Source organism: Massilia eburnea (genome assembly GCF_009720745.1).
Lineage (GTDB): Bacteria > Pseudomonadota > Gammaproteobacteria > Burkholderiales > Burkholderiaceae_D > Rugamonas > Rugamonas eburnea.
In genome coordinates this window covers 285348-303171 of sequence record NZ_WNKX01000004.1, presented here as the reverse complement: position 1 = coordinate 303171, position 17824 = coordinate 285348, and the positions used below count along the sequence as shown (strand labels likewise).

Sequence of the window (17824 nt, the reverse complement as noted above, 5' to 3'; positions counted from 1 at the left end):
CGGCCGGTGTCTCCCCCGGCCGTACTACCTGATCAAACTGCCGTACGCAGCTCTCCATCCACCAGGCGCGCAAGGCCCAATGGATTATCGTCCTGCAGCGCCGGCGGCAGCAAGGCTGGTGGCACGTTCTGGTAGCTTACCGGACGCAGGAAGCGCTCGATCGCCAGTGCGCCGACGGACGTGGTGCGGTTGTCCGAGGTGGCCGGGAACGGGCCGCCGTGCACCATGGCGTGGCACACTTCGACGCCGGTCGGGAAGCCGTTGAACAGCACGCGGCCCGCCTTGCGCTCCAGCGTCGGCAACAGTCTGGCCGCCAGCGCGTGGTCGTCGGCCGTGCAGTGCACGGTGGCGGTCAGTTGCCCTTCCAGTCCGGCGGCGAGACGCAGCATTTCGGCTTCGTCGCGGCAGGCGATCAACAGCGAGGCCGGGCCGAACACTTCTTCCTGCAGCGCGTGGCTGGCGGCAAAGGTGGCGGCGTCGACGCGGAACAGTGCAGCCTGCGCTGCGCAGCCTGCGCCTTCCGGCCGGCCTTTTGCCAGCACTTGCACGCCATCGGCGCCCGTCAGGCGGCCGATACCCGATTCGTAGGCATCGTGGATGCCGGCGGTCAGCATGGTGCCGGCGCCCTTCGCCTGCAACGCGGCCGCAGCGGCGGCGGCGAAGCGGTCGAAGCCGGGACCGGCCACGCCGATCACCAGGCCGGGGTTGGTGCAGAACTGCCCCACGCCCATGGTCAGCGATTCGACGAAGGCGGCGCCCAATGCTTCGGCGTTCGCTGCCAGCACTGACGGCAGCATGAAGACCGGATTAATGGAGCTCATCTCGGCGTACACGGGAATCGGCTCGTGGCGCGCAGCGGCAGTGCGCATCAGTGCGGTACCGCCCTGGCGCGAACCGGTGAAGCCAACCGCCTTGATGAACGGGTTGGCCACCAGCGCCTGGCCGATCACGCGGCCATTGCCGTGGACCATGGAGAACACGCCTTCCGGAATGCCGCAGTCGGCGACAGCTTTCTGCACGGCGCGCGCCACCAGCTCGGAGGTGCCAGGGTGGGCGGCATGCGCCTTCACCACCACCGGGCAGCCGGCGGCCAATGCGGAGGCGGTATCGCCGCCCGCCACCGAGAAGGCCAGCGGGAAGTTGGAGGCGCCGAAGACGGCGACAGGACCGACCGGGATCTTGCGCAAGCGCAGGTCAGGGCGCGGCGGGGTACGCTGCGGCAGCGCGGAATCCAGCGTGGCGCCCTGCCAGTGGCCATCACGCACGACTTTGGCGAACAGGCGCAATTGGTTGACGGTGCGGCCGCGCTCACCTTCCAGGCGGGCTTGCGGCAGGCCGGTTTCGGCCATGGCGCGTTCGGTCAGGGTGGCGCCCAGCGCGTCGATATTGCCGGCCACAGCCTCCAGGAAGGCGGCGCGCACTGCCGGCGTGGTGGCGCGGTAAGCGTCGAAAGCCTGTTCGGCCAACGCGCAGGCGCGCTCCACGTCCGCCGGCTCGGCCTGGCCGAATGCCGGCTGCAGGTCTTGCCGCGTGGCGGGGTTGAAGGCCAGCTGGGTGCCGGCTGCGCCGCGCACCAGCTGCTGGCCGATGATCATGTGACCGGTGATCTGCATTATTGCGCACCCGATTTTTTGATCAGCGCCAGCAGCATCTGGTCTTCTTCCGCAGTCAGGTCGGTCAGCGGAGCGCGTACCGGGCCGCCGGAATGGCCAACCAGGCGGGCGCCGGCCTTGACGATCGACACTGCGTAGCCGGCCTTGCGGTTGCGGATTTCCAGGTATGGCAGGAAGAACTCGTCCAGCATGCGGTCGGTTTCGGCGGTGTTGCCGGCGGCGGTGGCGTGATAGAAGTCCATCGCCAGCTGCGGCACGAAGTTGAACACGGCGGAGGAGTAGACCGGGGTGCCCAGGGCCTTGTAGGCGCCGGCGTAGACTTCCGCAGTCGGCAGGCCGCCCAGGTAGGAGAAGCGGTCGCCCAGCTTGCGGTAGATCTGCACCATCAATTCGATGTCGCCCACGCCGTCCTTGAAGCCGATCAGGTTCGGGCAGCGCGCCGCCAGGATGGCGAGCGAGTTGGCAGTGAGGCGGCAGTTGGCGCGGTTGTAGACGATAACGCCAATCTTCACGGACTCGCAAACCTGGGCCACGTGTTCGATCAGGCCATCCTGGCTGGCTTCGGTCAGGTAGTGCGGCAGCAGCAGCAGGCCGTCGGCGCCCAGGCGCTCGGCTTCCTGTGCGTAGGCGATCGCCTGGCGGGTCGGGCCGCCGGTACCGGCCAGCAGCGGCACCTTGCCTTTGCACGATTCCACGGCGACCTTGATCACTTGCGAGTACTCAGGGCCGGTCAGCGAGAAGAACTCGCCGGTGCCGCCGGCAGCGAACAGTGCGCTCGCGCCGTATGGCGCCAGCCAGTCGAGGCGTTCGGCATAGGTCTTGGCGTTGAAGTTGCCGTCAGCGTCAAAATCGGTGATCGGGAAGGACAACAGGCCGGAGGACATGACTTTCTTGAGTTCTTGCGGGGACAGCGACATGGTGCAACTCCTAAGTGTGGTTGTTTTGATGAAGATCAGTTGTAAGTCATCGTACAACCTAGTTTAAACGAACGCAAGCGAAAAAAAGGGACGTAACGCTTTTTCTGCGAAAAAGCGTTACGTCCCCTTTTTTTTCTAGGCGGCGTTTTCGAAACGTTGCTGGGCTTGCAGCAGGCGTTCGCGCGAGTTGGAAAGGTGGGTGCGCATGGCGGCGCGTGCTGCTTCGGGGTCCTGGCGCTGGATGGCGCGGAAGATGTCTTCGTGCTCGCGGTGCACGCGTTCCAGATAGTCGGCCGGGCGGTCTTGCGCCAGGCCGGCGGTGTTGACGCGGGCGCGCGGGATGATAGCCTGGCCAAGCTGGCCGAGGATGTCGACGAAATAGCGGTTGCCGGTCGCCTTGGCGATCACCAGGTGGAAGCGGCGGTCGGCTTCCACCGAGGCGCGGCCCTGCTCCATCGCCTGCCGCATGTCTTCCAGCGCCTGCGCCAGTTCAGCCACTTGCTGCTCGTTGCGGCGGGTCGCGGCCAGGCCTGCGGTCTCGGTTTCCATGCTGATGCGCAGTTCGAGGATGGCCAGCACGTCGCGCACGGTGACGATGCTTTCGGCGTCGATGCCAAGGCCTCCGTTGCCGCGCGGTTTCTCCAGCACGAAGGTGCCGATGCCATGGCGGGTCTGCACCAGGCCGGCCGCCTGCAGGTGCGAAATCGCTTCGCGCACCACGGTGCGGCTGATGCCATGCTGCTCCATGATGGCCGATTCGGTGGGCAGCTTGTCGCCGGGTTTCAGCACGCCGCTGTTGATGCTGGCGCTGATCTGTTCGACGACGCCCTGGGCCAGGGTATGTCGCTTGCGTGGAAGGATAGTCATGCCGGCATTATACATGTCAAAAAGATGTCAGACATCTTATCAGAGACATCCAGGATGTTGTTTTCTTGCGAAATTGGCCAGACCAAATTAAAATCGGGCGACCAATCCCCTTCAGAAAGCGGTCGCCGCATGACCAAGAAAACTGCCGCAACGGAGCCCCATCCAGCCGAACAACGGCTGTACCGCGTTGTCGCCGCCAAGATCCAGGACCTGATCCGCGCCGAGAACATCAAGCCCGGCACGCGCTTGCCGGCCGAGCGGGAACTGTCCGTCAAACTCAATGTCAGCCGCGCCTCCCTGCGTGAAGCGCTGATTGCGCTGGAGCTGTCCGGAATCGTCGAAGTGCGCGGCGGCTCCGGCGTCTATGTCAGCGAGCAAGCCAACTCCCCTTCCGACGTGACCGAAGGCGGCCCGGGACCGTTCGAAGTGCTGGCGGCGCGCCGTTTGATTGAGTCCGAAGTGGCGGCCATTGCAGCCAAGATGGCGACCGATTCGGCGATCGATGCGATCCTGCGCGCCGCGGCGGAAATGGAACAGCATCACGCAGACCGCGCCAGCAATGAGGCAGCCGACCGCAACTTCCACCTGGCCATTGCGCGCGCTACCGGCAATACGGCGCTGGTCGGCGTGGTGGAAACGCTGTGGAACCAGCGCGGCTCCATGTGGCATAAGCTGAAGGAACACTTCCAGACAGAAGACCTGCGCCAGAACACGCTGAACGACCACCGCAATATCGTGGCGGCCATCGCGGCGCACGACGCGGCCGGCGCCCGCCAGGCCATGCGCGCCCACCTGGAACGCGTGACCAAGACCTTCTCGCGCGGCTGATTTTTTTGGCCTGACCACTTGAAACCTCGGTCAGGCCAAAATAAAATGGGACGAACTTCAGGGGAGTCTCATGCTGCGCCATATCCTTTCGTTGTCCCTCGCCTTTGCCTTGACCGTTCCGGCCTGCGCCGCTGACCGCATCATCCTGGTCGGCGATTCGACTGTCGCCAGCGGCGGCGGTTACGGCGATTACCTTTGCCGCCGGCAGCGTGCCGATACCATCTGCATCAATCTCGCCATGAACGGGCGCAGTTCCAAATCCTTCCGCGCAGAGGGGCGGTGGGACCAGGTGCAGGCGCTGCTGCGCGATGGCGCTGGCTTCCGCACAACGTATGTGCTGGTGCAGTTCGGCCACAACGACCAGCCCGGAAAACCGGGGCGCTCGACGGACCTGGTGCAGGAGTATCCCGCCAACCTGGCGCGCTATGTCGCGGACGTGAAGGCCGACGGCGGCGTGCCGGTCCTGGTCACATCGCTCACCCGCCGCAGCTTCCGCAACGGCTATGTGTGGAACGACCTGGCGCCGTGGGCATCGGCCGCGCGCGAGGTGGCGCGGCGCGAAGGCGCGGCATTGCTGGACCTGAATGCGCTGTCGCTGGCGGCAGTGCAGTCCATGGGTTCGGCCGAGGCGGATGCGCTGGCGCAGCCGAAAGGCGCGGGCTTCGACTACACCCACCTCGGCCCGAAAGGCGGCCGCTTCTTCGGCGATATGGCGGCGCAAGAATTGCTGCGGCTGTTCCCTGCTCTTGGTCCGCTGACCAAACCTGCCATTACCTCGGAGTGAACGTTCCCCGCTCAGAGATCCTCGGCGGTGAAGACCACGGTGCGCGACAGGGCCTGGCCGGGCGCCAGCACGCTTAGCCCATTGGCCGATACGCCGCCCGGCAAGTTGTGGGCGTTGATCGGATGATCGACGGGCTCGAAGCAGAAAAAGTCCTTGCCCGGCGGCGCGTACAGGATGAAGCAAGACATATCGGCTTCAATCTCCAGCCGCAGCTTGCGCGCCGGCCAGTCGACCTGGGCGCGGCCATCCCAGCCCGTGAAAGCGTTGTCCACACCATCGCGCGGCAGCGGCTGCGGCGCGGCGCCGCAGAAGTTCCAGGCGGGCGGCAGCGCGACACGCTTTGCGGGCAGCTTGTCTGCGCCCGAGAGCCACACGCCATCAGCCTTGGCTCGCAAAAGCGCATCTTCAGGACATGGCATCCACGGATGCAGGCCCAGGCCGAATGGCAGCGCGTACGCGCCCCGGTTGCGGACTCGCAGCGTGATGCGCAAGGCGCTTCCTGCGAGCGCGTACTCCAGGCTGGAGGTGAAAGCGAAAGGCGACCCATCGCAGCGGTCAAGAGTCAGCACGGCGCTGCTTTCGCTGCGGGACTCGATTTGCCAGGGCAGGCGCCAGCCGTCGCCGTGAATCGGGCATGGCTCGCCTTCGCGCGTGGGCGCAGGCGCAATGCGGCGTCCCTCGAATTCGAAGCCTTCGGGAGCGATCCGGTTGGACCAGGGGACAAGGGGGAAACAGGCCAGTTGTCCGGGCAGCGGCTGCGCCACGCCGTCGGGTGCGGGACGCAGGACAGCCATACCGCGCCAGTCAAGGCGCGCCAGGCCGCCGCCGGCAGCGGGCAGCACTAGCGCCCGCAAGCTGCCGCTGCGCAGTTCAATCACTTGAACATCGGGCCGTCGAGCAGGAATTTCCCGCCCTGGTAGATGGTCGTGATGTCGTCCTTCTCCGGGAACTCGGCGGAGTCCGGGAACAGGTGCGCAAACTTGGACGACGAATCTTTCGGCCGATAGCCCAGGTGCGCGGCGTAACGGTTATCCCACCAGACCGAATCGTTGTCCGACATGCCGAACACGATGGTATGTCCCACGCGCGGCGCGAACAGCGAGCAGCGCAACAGCTCGGTCAAATCGTCATACGACAAATAAGTCGACATCATGCGCTTGTTGGCGGGCTGCGGGAAGCTGGAACCGATGCGGATGCATACCGTCTCCAGGCCGAAGCGGTCGTAATAGTAGCGCGACATCTGTTCGCCGAACACCTTCGAAATGCCGTACATGCTGTCAGGCCGGGTCGGCATGTTCGCATCAAGCATATCGGTGGTGCGGTAATAGCCGATCGCATGGTTGGAGCTGGCAAACACCAGGCGCTTCACGCCATGCTTGTGCGCGGCCTCGTACAGGTTGGCCACGCCCAGGATATTGGCCTGCATGATCGCTTCGAACGGCGCCTCGGTCGAAATGCCGCCGAAGTGCAATACCGCATCGACGCCTTCCATCAGCTTCAGCACGGCGGCCTTGTCGGACAGGTCGCACTGCACCAGTTCCTCGCCGGACCGCGCCTCGCCCATGTCGGCGATGTCGCTCAAACGCACCACTTCCGACCAGGCTTTGATGCGATCGCGCAGCACCTTGCCAAGGCCGCCCGCAGCGCCCGTCAGCAGGATGCGCTTGAATGGTTTTGCCGTCATAGTTCTTCCTCCGCTATCAGGTAACCGGCGCTGGATTGAACAGCGCCAGGGAATTATGGATCTTCCAGTGCTCGGCCCAGGTCTGCTTGCCGCTTGCCACGTCCAGCATCAGGCGGAACAGCTCCCAGCCTATGTCCTCGATCGTCGCTTCGCCACTGGCGATGCGGCCCGCATTCACGTCCATCAGGTCGTGCCAGCGCTGCGCCAGTTCGTTGCGGGTGGCGACCTTGATCACCGGTACCGCTGCCAGGCCGTAAGGCGTGCCGCGTCCAGTCGTAAAGACGTGGATGTTCATGCCGGCCGCCATCTGCAGCGTACCGCAAATGAAATCGCTGGCCGGCGTGGCGGCGTAAATCAGTCCTTTGCGCATCAGTTTCTCGCCCGGCGACAGCACGCCGTTGATGGCGCCCGAGCCGGATTTGACGATCGAGCCCATGGCCTTCTCCACGATGTTGGACAGGCCGCCCTTCTTGTTGCCCGGTGTGGTGTTGGCGCTGCGGTCAACGCCGCCGCGTTTCAGGTAATCGTCGTACCACTGCATTTCGCGGATCATGGCGGCCGCCACTTCCGGCGTCTCGGCGCGGGAAGTCAACTGGTCGATGCCGTCGCGCACCTCCGTTACTTCCGAGAACATGACGGCGGCGCCGGCGCGCACCAGCAAGTCGGTGGCAAAGCCCACCGCCGGGTTGGCCGTCACGCCCGAGAAGGCGTCGCTGCCGCCGCACTGCACGCCCACCACCAGCTCGGAAGCCGGCACTGTCTCGCGGCGGCGCGCGTCGAGCGCCTTCAGGTGATGCTCGGCCGTGCGCATGATCGAATCGATCATCGCGTTGAAGCCGACGTGGGCGCCATCCTGCAGGCACACCACGTCCGGCTCGCCCGCCGCCGCATTCAGGTTGGCCGAGGCAATCGGGATGCTGCCAGCCGGGAACAGGCGCGCCGGCGGCAGCTTTTCGCAGCCCAGGCTGACCACCATCACCTGGTTGCCGAAGTTGGGATTCTTGCTGATATTGCGCAGCGTGCGGATCGGCACGTCCGCGCCCGGCGCGTCGATCGCCACCCCGCAGCCATAAATATGTTCCAGCGCCACCACGTCGTCCACGTTCGGATAGCGCGGCAGCAGTTCCTCCTTGATGCGCTTGACTGCGTGCTCCACCACGCCCGACACACACTGCACGGTGGTGGTCACGGCCAGGATATTGCGCGTTCCCACCGAGCCGTCGGCATTTCGGTAGCCCTGGAAGGTATAACCCTCCAGCGGCGGCAACGGGGCCGGCTTGCGGGTGCCGACCGGCAGCCCTTCCAGCGAACGCGCGCCCGGCATGCGCAGCACTTTCTCCGACACCCAGGAACCGCGCGCAATTGCCTGGCTGGCGTATCCGATCGTGACGTTATAACGCATTACCGGATCGCCCTCGGCCAGGTCGGCCAGCGCCACCTTATGCCCCTGCGGCACGCCCTCGGCCAGCACCAGGCCGTCCGCGAATACCGCCCCGGCCGGCAAGCCGCCGTCATTGACCACGATGGCAACGTTGTCTGCCTCGTGCATCTTGATGTAGCGTGCAATTTCCATAAAAGTCCTTTTGATGATCCCAACCTACGTTTTCAGTATGCCACACAAAAAACACGATTGGCTAGTCCACCTTGCGATTTTGGCCTGACCAAATTAGAATGGCCTGACCAGATGACGCACTTTCACCACACCGGAGACCCATGAAACCGACATCGCCCCTGCTGGCAGCCGTCCTGGCCTGCCTGTTCGCCCTGGGCCCGGCCCAGGCAGAAGGCCCCTACCGCAATGCCGACAACAAGAACCCAAACGATGCGGGCGAAGGCAGCTACCCGGTGCCGTACCAGATGCCGAGCGTGGCCGGCATCACCGCCACGCTGCTGAAAGTGCGCGGCTACATGGACAGCGTGACGCCGACCCGCATCGTCCACAAAGGCAGCGGCGCCGCCGTCACCGACCTGCAAAACCCGGTGGCCGACGCCATCTTCGAGCCAAGCCAGGGCGACTTCGGCATCCTGGTGTACGAAATGGGCGTGGTGCATTCAGGCCTGCTGCGCGCCGCCGCAGCGACGGGCGACCGCAGCTTCGTCGCCATGACCGAGCGCCACTTCAACTTCCTCAAGGCCAGCAAGCCCTACTTCGCCGCGCAGGAAAAGCTGTACAAACTCGAACGAGGCAACAGCTTCGCGCGCTTCCTCGATCCGCGCTCGCTCGACGACGCAGGCTCGATGTGCGCCGCCCTGATGCGCGCCCGCGCCGCCGGCGTCGGCCCAGACCTGTCGGACATGATCGCCACCTGCAGCGACTGGGTCGCCAACAGGCAGTACCGCCTCAAGGACGGCACCCTGGCACGCAAGCGCCCGCAGGCCGAATCGCTGTGGGGCGACGATATGTACATGGGTATCCCGGCCCTGGCCGAAATGGGCCGCATGACCGGCCAGCGTGCTTATTACGACGATGCCGTCAAAAATGTGCTGAACATGTCCGGCTACCTGTTCAACGCCCAGGCCAGGCTGTACACGCATGGCTGGCACGCCGGCATGCAGGATGCGCCGAATTTCTACTGGGCGCGCGCCAACGGCTGGGCGGTACTGGCCATGTCCGACCTGCTGGACGTGCTGCCCAAGGACCATCCCGGCTACCCCCGGGTGCTGGCACAACTGCGGCTAGCGCTGCAAGGCATCGCCGAACGCCAGTCCGGCACTGGCCTGTGGCACCAGATGATCGACCGTAACGACTCCTACCTCGAAACCTCGGCCTCCGCCATCTTCACCTATGTCATCGCGCACGCCGTCAACCAGGGCTGGATTTCGCCCGCACCGTACGGCTCCATTGCGCAAGCCGGCTGGTCGGGCCTGCAGACCCGCATCACCGCCAAAGGCGAAGTGCAAGGCACCTGCGTCGGCACCACGCTGGCCGGCGACATGGTGTATTACTACAACCGCCCAACCAGCAAGGATGCCCTGCACGGCTACGGCCCGGTGCTGCTGGCCGGCGCCGAGATGATCAAGCTGGTCACCAACCCGAAGCTCGACATCCAGTACCGCCTGCGCACTTACCACTACGTGCCCAAGGGCGGCCAGACCGACTACCGCGAACACCAATGAGGAGCAGCATGAACAGCACCCGCATCCTGGCCGCAGCATTGGCCACCGCCCTGCCCGCGCTGGCGGCGTCTGGCGCCGAACGCCTCACCATCACGCTGCAGCAAGACCTCGACATCGCACGCCCGTCGGAAACGGTGAGCGTGCCCTGGTCGGAGGTGAACAAAGCCCTGCCGCACGCACTGGTGCAGAAAATCGCCGTGCGCGACGCCAGCGGCCGTTTGGTGCCGCACCAGGTCACCAACGTTGCACCGCAAGCCAAGGATCCGCAGAACGTCGGCATCGCCTATGGCGAGCTGATTTTCCAGCACAGCTTCCAGGCCGGCGAAAAGAGCGCCACCTACACGGTTGAAAAGATCGACAGCGTGGCGCCGGTATTCCCGGCACAGACTTTCGCCCGCTACGTGCCCGAACGGCTGGACGATTTCGGCTGGGAGAACGACAAGATCGGCCACCGCACCTACGGCCCCGCCCTCGCCGCCCCGGCGCCGGCAGGCTCCGGCAAGGAAGTGCTGGTCACCTCCGGCCTGGACCTGTGGTTCAAGCGCGTGCCCTACCCCATTGTCGACCGCTGGTACAACAAGGGCCACGACCACTACCACCACGACGAAGGCGAAGGGATGGACATGTACAACGTCGGCCGCTCGCGCGGCGCCGGCGGCAGCGGGGTGTGGGAAGGCGGCAAGCTATACGTGTCCGGCAACTACGCCAGCTGGAAGGTACTGGCCAACGGCCCGGTGCGCAGCGTCTTCGAACTGACGTATGCCGCCTGGGACGCCGCCGGCCTGCCCGTCACCGAAACCAAGCGCTTCACCGTCGACGCCGGCCAGCAGCTGGACATGATCGAATCCACCTTCAGCTACGCGGGCGACAAGCCGCTGACGATCGGCATAGGCCTCAACAAGACCCCGGCCGACAAAGGCCAGGACCCGAAAATCACCACCGCCAAAGAAGGCAAGGTCCTGCTGCAATGGGTCGAACAAGCCAGCAACGGCGCCTTCGGCACTGCCGTCATTGTGCCGGCCGCGCAAGGCTTCGCTGAAGATGCGCAGAATGAGCTGATCCTCGCCCCGACCATGGCCGGCAAGCCGCTGCGCTACTACGCCGGCGGCGCCTGGAGCCGCGCCGGCGAAATCACCACGCGCGAGCAATGGCAGGCCTACGTCGCCAACGCCGCCGCGCGCGCCGCCCACCCGATCCGCGTCCGGCTAGCCAATTAAAATTCGGGGCAGGTCTGGCTTTCAGTACAATGAAATGTCCATTTGCCGGACCTGACCCCGACTTTCCCAATTGGAGGCACCGTGGCTAGCGAAACGCAATTAACTGAGGCGACTAGCGAGAGCCCGCATTTCGTGCGCGCGGTGACCGAGATGGGCGATAAGCGCGACGTCGTCGCCAGCGCGGATATCTACGCCAGCAACGGCACCAAGCTGCTGGCCAAGGGCGCCCGCATCGACAGCAAGCAGTTTGAAAAACTCACGCGCTACAAGCTGTCCGCACCGCTCGACCAGGTGCTGGCTTCCGACAAGGCCATCGATGCCGCGGCGCTGGCGATCGAATTCGACCGCATCCTGGAGCACGATGCGCTCTACCGCCAGCTGCTTGCGCGCGCCGGCGATTCGGGCCAGCTGAAACACTGCACCGCTAACCTGCGCCTGCATTCCACCATCGAATTGCGCCTGACCGTGATGGCGGACAAACATCCCGAAATGTTCAGCCATACCCTGCGCAGCGCCATCATCGCCTTTGCCTGCGCCCAGCGGCTGGAAGTGGCGCAAGGCGACATGCCGGCCGTTTTGCTGGCCGCCCTGTGCCACGACTTTGGCGAGATGCATACCGACCCGCGCATCCTGGAACATTCGCATCAGGTCACGGCGGACGAGAGGCGCTTCGTGCACGTGCATCCGGTCACCGGCTATCTGCTGCTGAAGGACCTGCCGGGCTTTCCCGCGTCCGCCAGCAAGGCAGTGCTGCAGCACCACGAACGGCTCGATGGCAGCGGCTACCCGCACGCCCTGCGCGGCAGCCAGGTCGAACCGCTGGCGCGCCTCGTCGCGGCGGCTGACGTGACGGAGACCGTGTTGCGCCGCCGCGATATGCAGCGCCTTGAAATGCTGTACCGGATTAACAAGAGCCGCTTCGACGCCGACGTCCTGGCCATCCTGCGCGACCTGCTGCAGCTGCAGTCGCTCGCGCCCGACGACAGCGCCGGCAGCGAAGATCCCACCGCGCGCCTGACGCATTTATCGGACCTGCTGCAGGCCTGGTTCGAGCTGAAGACGATGCTGGCGCAGCGGCCCGCTGCCGATGCCCCTGGCTCGCCGCTGGCCTTCCTGTTCGACCGCATGGCGTCGGTGCGTTCGCTGGTGCTGCAGGCCGGCTTCGATCCGGACAATATGGGCAGCATGCTGGCCATGGTGCAGGGCGACCCGCTGCTGCTGGCCGAACTGCGCGCCATGCTGGACGAGATGGATTGGCTGCTGGCCGACCTGGCCAACGAAATCGAGCGCCGCTCGCCGGAACTTGCCGGCCTGCCGCCCGGCGCGCTGCAAGGACTGATGCAGCAACTGCGGGCCGAAGTTCACTAACAAAATGGTTTCAATTGCTTACATCGATTACACTGCCTGATGTTTTTCCTCCGAATGGCCTGCCCTATACTGCGACCACGCACTCGCGCTAACCAACAACCGAAAGGGAACGCCATGAAAACCACCAAGCTGCTCGCCGCCATGCTGGTATCGGCCTTTGTCTTGCCTGCCTTCGCACAATCCACGCCAAACCTGGACAAGCGCGAGGAAAACCAGCAGCAGCGCATCGCGCAAGGCGTCCAGTCCGGCCAGTTGACCGCAAAAGAAACGCAGCACCTGGAAGCGCGCGAGACCAAGCTGGCCAGCGACGAAGCCGCTGCCAAGGCTGACGGCAAAGTGACCCGCAAGGAGCGCCGTAAGCTGCAGCGCGAAGCGGACCGCGACAGCGCGGCGATCCACCACCAGAAGCATGACAAGCAGACCCGCTGATCTCCCGACGCTTTCGCACTATGACGCCATCGTGGTCGGCAGCGGCCCCGGTGGCGCCAGCGTAGCGCATGCGCTGGCCCGTCAAGGGCAGCGTGTGCTGGTACTGGAACAAGGCAGCGCCGCCCCCTTGCGCGGCACGCTGGCGCAAATGGCCGGCATCGGCGCCATCCCCGGCAAGGGCGCATTCTTTCACCGCGATGCTTCGCTGCTGGTACGCGGCATTGCCACCGGCGGCAGTTCGGCCCTGAACTTCGCCACCGCCTCACCTCCCCCTCTGGAACGTTTTGCCGCACTGGGAATCGATCTGGCGCCGGCCCTGGCATCGTGCCGCAGCGAGCTGCCGATCGGCCAGCTGCCGGACCAGCTGATGGGGCCCATGGCCCAGCGCATCATGCAGGCGGCGCACGCCGAAGGCCTGCCGTGGCAAAAACTCGACAAGATGATCCGCCCCGCCATCTGCCGCACCGGCTGCTGGCGTTGCGTCTACGGCTGTCCTTACGGCGCCAAATGGACCGCGCGCGACCTGCTGGACGAGGCGCGCCTGAGAGGCGCCCATATCCTCGACCGCGCGCAGGCTGGGCGCATGCTGATCGAACACGGCCGCGCGACGGGCGTTGAATACCTGCGCGGTGGCGTTGCGCATACAGTTCGCGCCGGCGTGCTGGTGCTGGCCGGCGGCGGCATCGGCAGCCCGCGCCTGCTGCATGCCTCTGGCCTGGCGCCGCGCAGCCTGCCCTTCTTCAGCGATCCGGTGGTGGCCGTGATGGGCGCGGTCGACGATATCGACGGCGGCGCCGAGGTGCCGATGGCCGCCGGCATGGCGCTGCCGGAAGACGGCTTGTCCTTCTCTGACCTGACGCTGCCCGCTCCGATGTACCAAGCCTTTGCCCTCCAAGTGGGCCGCATCGACCGCCTGTTCGCGCACCGGCGCACACTCAGCATCATGGTCAAGATCCGCGACCAGGCCGGCGGTGGCATCGGTCCGCGCTGGGTCGACAAAACGCTGCAGCAGCCCGATCGCGAACGCTTCAAGCGCGGCACTGCGCTGGCGCGCCGTATCCTGGCCCAGGCCGGGGCACGCCATGTGTTCCAGAGCTGGCATTTCGCGGCCCATCCCGGCGGAGCGCTGGCCGTTGGCGGCGGCGGGCCCGCAGCTGTGGACAGCAACCTGCGTACATCGACGCCCGGCCTGTACGTGTGCGATGCTTCCGTGCTGCCGGCGCCCTGGGGCCTGCCGCCGACCCTTACCCTGCTTGCGCTGGGCAAGCGCCTGGGGCAGCATTTGCAGCGGGCGGCCTAATCGGGTTTCAGCCGCAGGATCGCGTGCTGGGTGGCCACATAGAGCACACCCTTCCTGTCCAGCGCCAGGGCGCGCAGTTTGCCCACTTCCTTGAACAAGTCTTTCGCCAGCGTCGTCACTTCCCCCTGTGCAGACAGCTTGCGCAGCACGCCGTCGTCGAGCAGGTATATATTGTTGCCAGCGTCCGGCACCGCGTGGGTGACGTGCCAGAAGCGCGCCATCAGTCCGGCGCCATCCGCGCTCCCCTTACGTTCGCGGCTGCCGGCCACCAGCCATTGGTAGCCATCGGCGCCGACCCGGGTCAGGTACTGCCCATGCAGCATGAAGACGTCGTCGCTGGGCGCTACCACCACATCACCGCAACCGTCCGTATCGCCTTGCAGGGATGTCTTGCGCGCCACGCCGCGCGGACGGATACGCCACAGCACATTGTCGGCGCAGTACCAGGCTTGGCCGGTGGCGTCGGAGGCAATGCGGTGCTGGCCCAGGCCGGGCAGCATGAATGGTTCGGCGTCCTGGCTGGCGTAAGCCCAGATGCGGCGCAGCGCCGGCACCAGGCCGGCCTGGTCCGGGGCCATGCCGGGCGGCCCGCTGACCACGGAAATCAGGCCTTCCGCGCTGACCCCGGCCAGCGCGCCGTTGGCGGTGACGTAAACGCCCGTGCTGGAGCCGGCCACCATGGCGCCATGCAGGTCGACCTGGGCCGCAGTGCGCGCCTCGCGCAGCTTGTGGAAGCCGCCCTCTTCCTGCAGCGTGCGCACCACGCCTTCCCTGTCGATGCGGCGCAACTGGTCGCCGTCAAGGACGTATATTCCGCCATCGCGGCCAACCGCCAATTGGGTGATGTCGCCAAAGCGCGCCTGCTTGGCCGGACCATCGCGGTTGAGCGATGCTGCATACTGCAAGGTGAAGGGCTGCGGCTTGCCACCGGCGTCCCAGCTGGCGGCCGTCTGGCCCACGGCCAGCAGAACAAACAGACTGCCTTCGCGATCGCGCGCGGCGCCGGAAAGCTCGCCTGTAACGTCACCGGCGCCTAGCAAGGGCGTCACAATGCCATCGCGCTCAATGCGGTAAATGGTGCCGGTGGCGGGTACGGTCACCAGCAGGCGGCCCTGCGAATCGGCCGCCATTTGACCGGCCGGCATTGCGGATGCATTCCCGGCATCCGGCATGCTTGGCGCCTGGAAGCGGCGCAGGCATTTTCCGCGCTGGCATTCCGCCTCCGCATCGGCGATGGCGCTGGCGCGCCGCTCCTGCGCCGATGCCGGCGAACGCGGGAGCGCTGCCGGCGACTGGGCTTCGCCAGCGGCCGGGATCTGCGGGCGCCACGGCGCCAGCGATTTCTGCTGAACTTGAGCGGCGACGGACTGCGGCAATGCCTGCGGTTTGCCATCCTCGCCAATGCGCAGCGCGCTGGACGCGTCATACACCACCACGCCTCCGCGCGCATCAAGCGCCAGGCCTTGTGGCCGCAGGGGCAAATGCGGGGCCAGCGTGCTGACGACACCGTTGGCCGAGATCTTGCGTAGCGCATGGTTTCCCGTATCAGCCACCAGCAAACCGCCCGCTCCATCGAGCGCCATCCCGGCCGGCTGGTCGAAGTGCGCAGCGATGCCCTTGCCGTCGTTTCGCCCTGCCGTGCCAGCCTGGCCGGCCACCGTGCGCACCTCTCCCGCCGGCGTGATCGCCTTTACCACATGGTTGCCCGCATCGGCGACGAATACCGTTCCGTCCGCGCCGATGGCCAAACCCGCCGGCGCAATGAAGTGGCCCGGCAGCGCCACCAGGGCGCCGTCGGAGCGCAATGCGCGCACGCTGGCGCCATCGGTGAAATAGATGGTGTCATCCGGTCCCACGGCGATGCCGCGCGGTGCGTCAAGGTGTTTGGTATGCAGCGCGGCAGGCGCGCCCGCGACCACCTCCCACGAGGTGGCGCATGCAGCTTGGGACAGCAGCAAGGCGGCAGCAGCGGCGATCAGGCTTTTCATGGCCGCTAGTGTAGCAAATAGACGCTTGCGTTTCGCCTGGCGCCGGGGCTCAGGCAGGTGAAACGGCAGCGCCGTGCAAGTGCACAGCCAGCCACATGGCGCCATCGGAAACCCGAAGCACCGTGTGCGGCGTGCGCGAAGGCAGGAACAGGTAGTCGCCGGCGCGCAGCGGCACTGCGCGCCCCGCGACCTCCAGCAGCGCTTCGCCAGTCAGCAGCACCACCCATTCGTCCTGCTCCTGCACATACCGCTGCGATTCGATCTTCGACGTGCTGACGATCCGTTCAATGACCAGCCCCCGGTGGGATAGCAGCGTATCAAAGCGCTCACCCGTTGCGGGCGGCAGTGCATCCTCGTACAGATTCCCCATTTTTGCTTTCCTGGTAGGTGCGTGCCATCATGGCAGGCGTAGCATACACCTTGCCCTGGGCATCGATCAGCATCGCCTCCTTCAGTCCCAGGCGTTGCGCCATCTCGCACCAGCCCTGCGGACCGACCACAAACAGCGGTTTGGAGTTGCCGTCCGAACGCAGCCCAGCATCGGCTCCGCCGGAGGTGATGATGGTGACGGATGCCACCAGGTCCACGGTCTGCCCGGTGCGGGCATCGATGATGTGGGCGTGGCGTTTGCCATCCTTCATGAAATAGCGTTCATAGTCGCCGCTGGTGCCGATCGCCTCGTTGTCGTGTAAAGCAACCCGCGCCACCGTATCAGGGCCGCGCGGATCGCGGATGCCGACGGTCCAGGGGCGTGCGCCGGGTTGGCCAAGGGCGATCATGTTGCCGCCTACGTTGACCAGCGCCGCCTTGACCCGCGCCTGGCGCAATATCTGCGCCGCACGGTCGAGCGCATAACCCTTGGCGTAGCCGCCCAGGTCGAGCATGACGCTGCGGTTGCTGCTGGTGATGCGGTGGCCGTCGAAATGCAGGTCCGCCATGCGCGGATTGGCCTTTACCAGGCGATCGATGTCCGACGACGACGGGCCGCCGGCGCCGATATCGTTTTTCTGGAAACCCCACAAGCGGATCAGGCGTCCAATGGCGGGGTTGAAGGTGTCGCCCGAACGGGCGGACAATTCTGCGGCGGAGCGCAGCAGCCCCACCATTTCCTCGTCCGCTTCGAACGGCTCGCCGCGTGCGATGGCATCGTTCAGCGCCGTCAGCTGGCTTGGCTGCCAGGCGTGGTACTTGTGGTGCAGGCGGTCGAATTCGCGCAATACGGCGGCGCCCTGCCGCTGCGCCTCTTCCTCGGAAGGACCGTAAATGCTGACCTCCACCTGCGTGCCGAACACGTGGCCTCGCACATGATGCACTTCGTCCTTGCCTGCGCAAGCCGCCAGCATCGGCAGCAGGGCGGCACAAGCCAACAGCCGTCGGCGCTGCATCATCAGCTCTTGGCCATGTAATCGATGGCAGCCTTCACTTCGTCGTCTTTCAGGCCTGGGTTGCCGCCCTTAGGAGGCATCATCTTGAAGCCGTTCAGGGCATGGGTATAGAGCACTTCCTTGCCTTGCTTGACGCGCGGGCCCCATGCCGCCTTGTCGCCGAACTTCGGTGCGCCGAGAACGCCGGCGCCGTGGCAGGAGGCGCAGTTGGCGGAATAGATCTTCTCGCCGCTGATGCCCCCCTTGGCTGCAGGTGCGGCGGCCATGGCGGCCGGCGCCAGGATGGCGGCGGCGACGGCAATAATCATTGATGCTTTCATGGTTGTC

General features: G+C 65.8%; 17 protein-coding genes. 7 read left to right on the top strand and 10 right to left on the bottom strand.

The window, feature by feature from the left end; translation table 11 throughout:
- Positions 1–32 precede the first annotated feature (32 nt).
- The 3 genes from GM658_RS07545 to GM658_RS07535 all read right to left on the bottom strand — a co-directional run bounded on the left by GM658_RS07545 (position 33) and on the right by GM658_RS07535 (position 3397).
- Positions 33–1613, bottom strand: coding sequence for an aldehyde dehydrogenase (NADP(+)) (locus tag GM658_RS07545; protein ID WP_155453385.1), 1581 nt, complete (start codon positions 1611–1613; stop codon positions 33–35).
- Positions 1613–2530: a 5-dehydro-4-deoxyglucarate dehydratase gene (gene kdgD, locus GM658_RS07540; RefSeq protein ID WP_211841829.1), complete on the bottom strand. Its 918-nt coding sequence runs from the start codon at positions 2528–2530 to the stop codon at positions 1613–1615. The genes GM658_RS07545 and kdgD overlap by 1 nt, the downstream gene beginning before the upstream one ends.
- A 135-nt stretch (positions 2531–2665) precedes the next feature.
- On the bottom strand, positions 2666–3397 hold the full coding sequence (locus GM658_RS07535) for a FadR/GntR family transcriptional regulator (RefSeq protein WP_155453384.1): 732 nt from the start codon (positions 3395–3397) through the stop codon (positions 2666–2668).
- Positions 3398–3526: 129 nt separating this feature from the next.
- Here GM658_RS07535 and GM658_RS07530 point away from each other — a divergent pair, with 129 nt between their 5' ends.
- Complete coding sequence (locus tag GM658_RS07530) at positions 3527–4225, top strand: FadR/GntR family transcriptional regulator (protein WP_211841828.1); 699 nt, start codon at positions 3527–3529, stop codon at positions 4223–4225.
- Between the two features lie 70 nt (positions 4226–4295).
- Entirely contained in the window at positions 4296–5009 is a 714-nt protein-coding gene (locus GM658_RS07525; protein ID WP_155453382.1) for a rhamnogalacturonan acetylesterase, read from the top strand.
- A gap of 11 nt (positions 5010–5020) precedes the next feature.
- Here the strand turns inward: GM658_RS07525 and GM658_RS07520 are convergent, their stop codons facing one another.
- Genes GM658_RS07520 through garD form a run of 3 tightly spaced genes read right to left on the bottom strand, consistent with a single transcriptional unit; the run spans position 5021 to position 8266 of the window.
- Positions 5021–5887, bottom strand: a complete 867-nt coding sequence (locus GM658_RS07520) for an aldose 1-epimerase (RefSeq protein ID WP_155453381.1) — start codon at positions 5885–5887, stop codon at positions 5021–5023.
- The gene (locus GM658_RS07515) at positions 5884–6693 is read right to left on the bottom strand and encodes an NAD-dependent epimerase/dehydratase family protein (RefSeq protein WP_155453380.1); all 810 of its coding nucleotides are present in this window, start codon (positions 6691–6693) and stop codon (positions 5884–5886) included. Before GM658_RS07515 ends, GM658_RS07520 begins: the two co-directional genes overlap by 4 nt.
- 16 nt (positions 6694–6709) lie before the next feature.
- Positions 6710–8266, bottom strand: a complete 1557-nt coding sequence (garD, locus tag GM658_RS07510; RefSeq protein ID WP_155453379.1) for a galactarate dehydratase — start codon at positions 8264–8266, stop codon at positions 6710–6712.
- A gap of 140 nt (positions 8267–8406) precedes the next feature.
- On the opposite strand from garD, the gene GM658_RS07505 reads away from it, so the two are divergent.
- From GM658_RS07505 to GM658_RS07485, 5 genes are all read left to right on the top strand, one after another.
- Complete coding sequence (locus GM658_RS07505) at positions 8407–9810, top strand: glycoside hydrolase family 88/105 protein (protein ID WP_155453378.1); 1404 nt, start codon at positions 8407–8409, stop codon at positions 9808–9810.
- An 8-nt stretch (positions 9811–9818) separates the two neighbouring features.
- Positions 9819–11027, top strand: a complete 1209-nt coding sequence (locus tag GM658_RS07500) for a BT3233 family polysaccharide utilization protein (RefSeq protein ID WP_155453377.1) — start codon at positions 9819–9821, stop codon at positions 11025–11027.
- A gap of 81 nt (positions 11028–11108) precedes the next feature.
- The gene (locus GM658_RS07495; RefSeq protein ID WP_155453376.1) at positions 11109–12395 is read left to right on the top strand and encodes an HD-GYP domain-containing protein; all 1287 of its coding nucleotides are present in this window, start codon (positions 11109–11111) and stop codon (positions 12393–12395) included.
- Between the two features lie 114 nt (positions 12396–12509).
- Complete coding sequence (locus GM658_RS07490) at positions 12510–12824, top strand: hypothetical protein (RefSeq protein ID WP_155453375.1); 315 nt, start codon at positions 12510–12512, stop codon at positions 12822–12824.
- On the top strand, positions 12805–14124 hold the full coding sequence (locus GM658_RS07485; protein ID WP_155453374.1) for a GMC family oxidoreductase N-terminal domain-containing protein: 1320 nt from the start codon (positions 12805–12807) through the stop codon (positions 14122–14124). Before GM658_RS07490 ends, GM658_RS07485 begins: the two co-directional genes overlap by 20 nt.
- Here GM658_RS07485 and GM658_RS07480 read toward each other — a convergent pair.
- From GM658_RS07480 to GM658_RS07465, 4 genes are read right to left on the bottom strand one after another with little or no spacing between them, the layout of a single operon-like run.
- Positions 14121–16112 carry an NHL repeat-containing protein gene (locus GM658_RS07480; RefSeq protein WP_170298718.1) on the bottom strand — a complete coding sequence of 664 codons (1992 nt, stop codon included), beginning with the start codon at positions 16110–16112 and terminating at the stop codon, positions 14121–14123. The genes GM658_RS07485 and GM658_RS07480 overlap by 4 nt on opposite strands.
- Before the next feature lie 49 nt (positions 16113–16161).
- Entirely contained in the window at positions 16162–16482 is a 321-nt protein-coding gene (locus tag GM658_RS07475; protein WP_155453372.1) for a cupin domain-containing protein, read from the bottom strand.
- A complete protein-coding gene (locus GM658_RS07470) occupies positions 16439–17500 on the bottom strand; it encodes an FAD:protein FMN transferase (RefSeq protein ID WP_211841827.1) in 1062 nt (353 codons plus the stop codon). The genes GM658_RS07475 and GM658_RS07470 overlap by 44 nt, the downstream gene beginning before the upstream one ends.
- Positions 17500–17817 carry a c-type cytochrome gene (locus GM658_RS07465; RefSeq protein ID WP_155453371.1) on the bottom strand — a complete coding sequence of 106 codons (318 nt, stop codon included), beginning with the start codon at positions 17815–17817 and terminating at the stop codon, positions 17500–17502. The genes GM658_RS07470 and GM658_RS07465 overlap by 1 nt, the downstream gene beginning before the upstream one ends.
- Between the last annotated feature and the right edge of the window lie 7 nt (positions 17818–17824).

Bases quoted from the DNA above. Each gene is read 5' to 3' on its own strand.
- GM658_RS07530 (WP_211841828.1), top strand. From the start codon at position 3,527: ATGACCAAGAAAACTGCCGCAACGGAGCCCCATCCAGCCGAACAACGG.
- GM658_RS07500 (WP_155453377.1), top strand. From the start codon at position 9,819: ATGAACAGCACCCGCATCCTGGCCGCAGCATTGGCCACCGCCCTGCCC.
- GM658_RS07480 (WP_170298718.1), bottom strand. From the start codon at position 16,112: ATGAAAAGCCTGATCGCCGCTGCTGCCGCCTTGCTGCTGTCCCAAGCT.
- GM658_RS07470 (WP_211841827.1), bottom strand. From the start codon at position 17,500: ATGATGCAGCGCCGACGGCTGTTGGCTTGTGCCGCCCTGCTGCCGATG.
- GM658_RS07535 (WP_155453384.1), bottom strand. From the start codon at position 3,397: ATGACTATCCTTCCACGCAAGCGACATACCCTGGCCCAGGGCGTCGTC.
- GM658_RS07505 (WP_155453378.1), top strand. From the start codon at position 8,407: ATGAAACCGACATCGCCCCTGCTGGCAGCCGTCCTGGCCTGCCTGTTC.
- kdgD (WP_211841829.1), bottom strand. From the start codon at position 2,530: ATGTCGCTGTCCCCGCAAGAACTCAAGAAAGTCATGTCCTCCGGCCTG.
- GM658_RS07465 (WP_155453371.1), bottom strand. From the start codon at position 17,817: ATGAAAGCATCAATGATTATTGCCGTCGCCGCCGCCATCCTGGCGCCG.
- GM658_RS07485 (WP_155453374.1), top strand. From the start codon at position 12,805: ATGACAAGCAGACCCGCTGATCTCCCGACGCTTTCGCACTATGACGCC.
- GM658_RS07525 (WP_155453382.1), top strand. From the start codon at position 4,296: ATGCTGCGCCATATCCTTTCGTTGTCCCTCGCCTTTGCCTTGACCGTT.
- garD (WP_155453379.1), bottom strand. From the start codon at position 8,266: ATGGAAATTGCACGCTACATCAAGATGCACGAGGCAGACAACGTTGCC.
- GM658_RS07515 (WP_155453380.1), bottom strand. From the start codon at position 6,693: ATGACGGCAAAACCATTCAAGCGCATCCTGCTGACGGGCGCTGCGGGC.
- GM658_RS07490 (WP_155453375.1), top strand. From the start codon at position 12,510: ATGAAAACCACCAAGCTGCTCGCCGCCATGCTGGTATCGGCCTTTGTC.
- GM658_RS07475 (WP_155453372.1), bottom strand. From the start codon at position 16,482: ATGGGGAATCTGTACGAGGATGCACTGCCGCCCGCAACGGGTGAGCGC.
- GM658_RS07545 (WP_155453385.1), bottom strand. From the start codon at position 1,613: ATGCAGATCACCGGTCACATGATCATCGGCCAGCAGCTGGTGCGCGGC.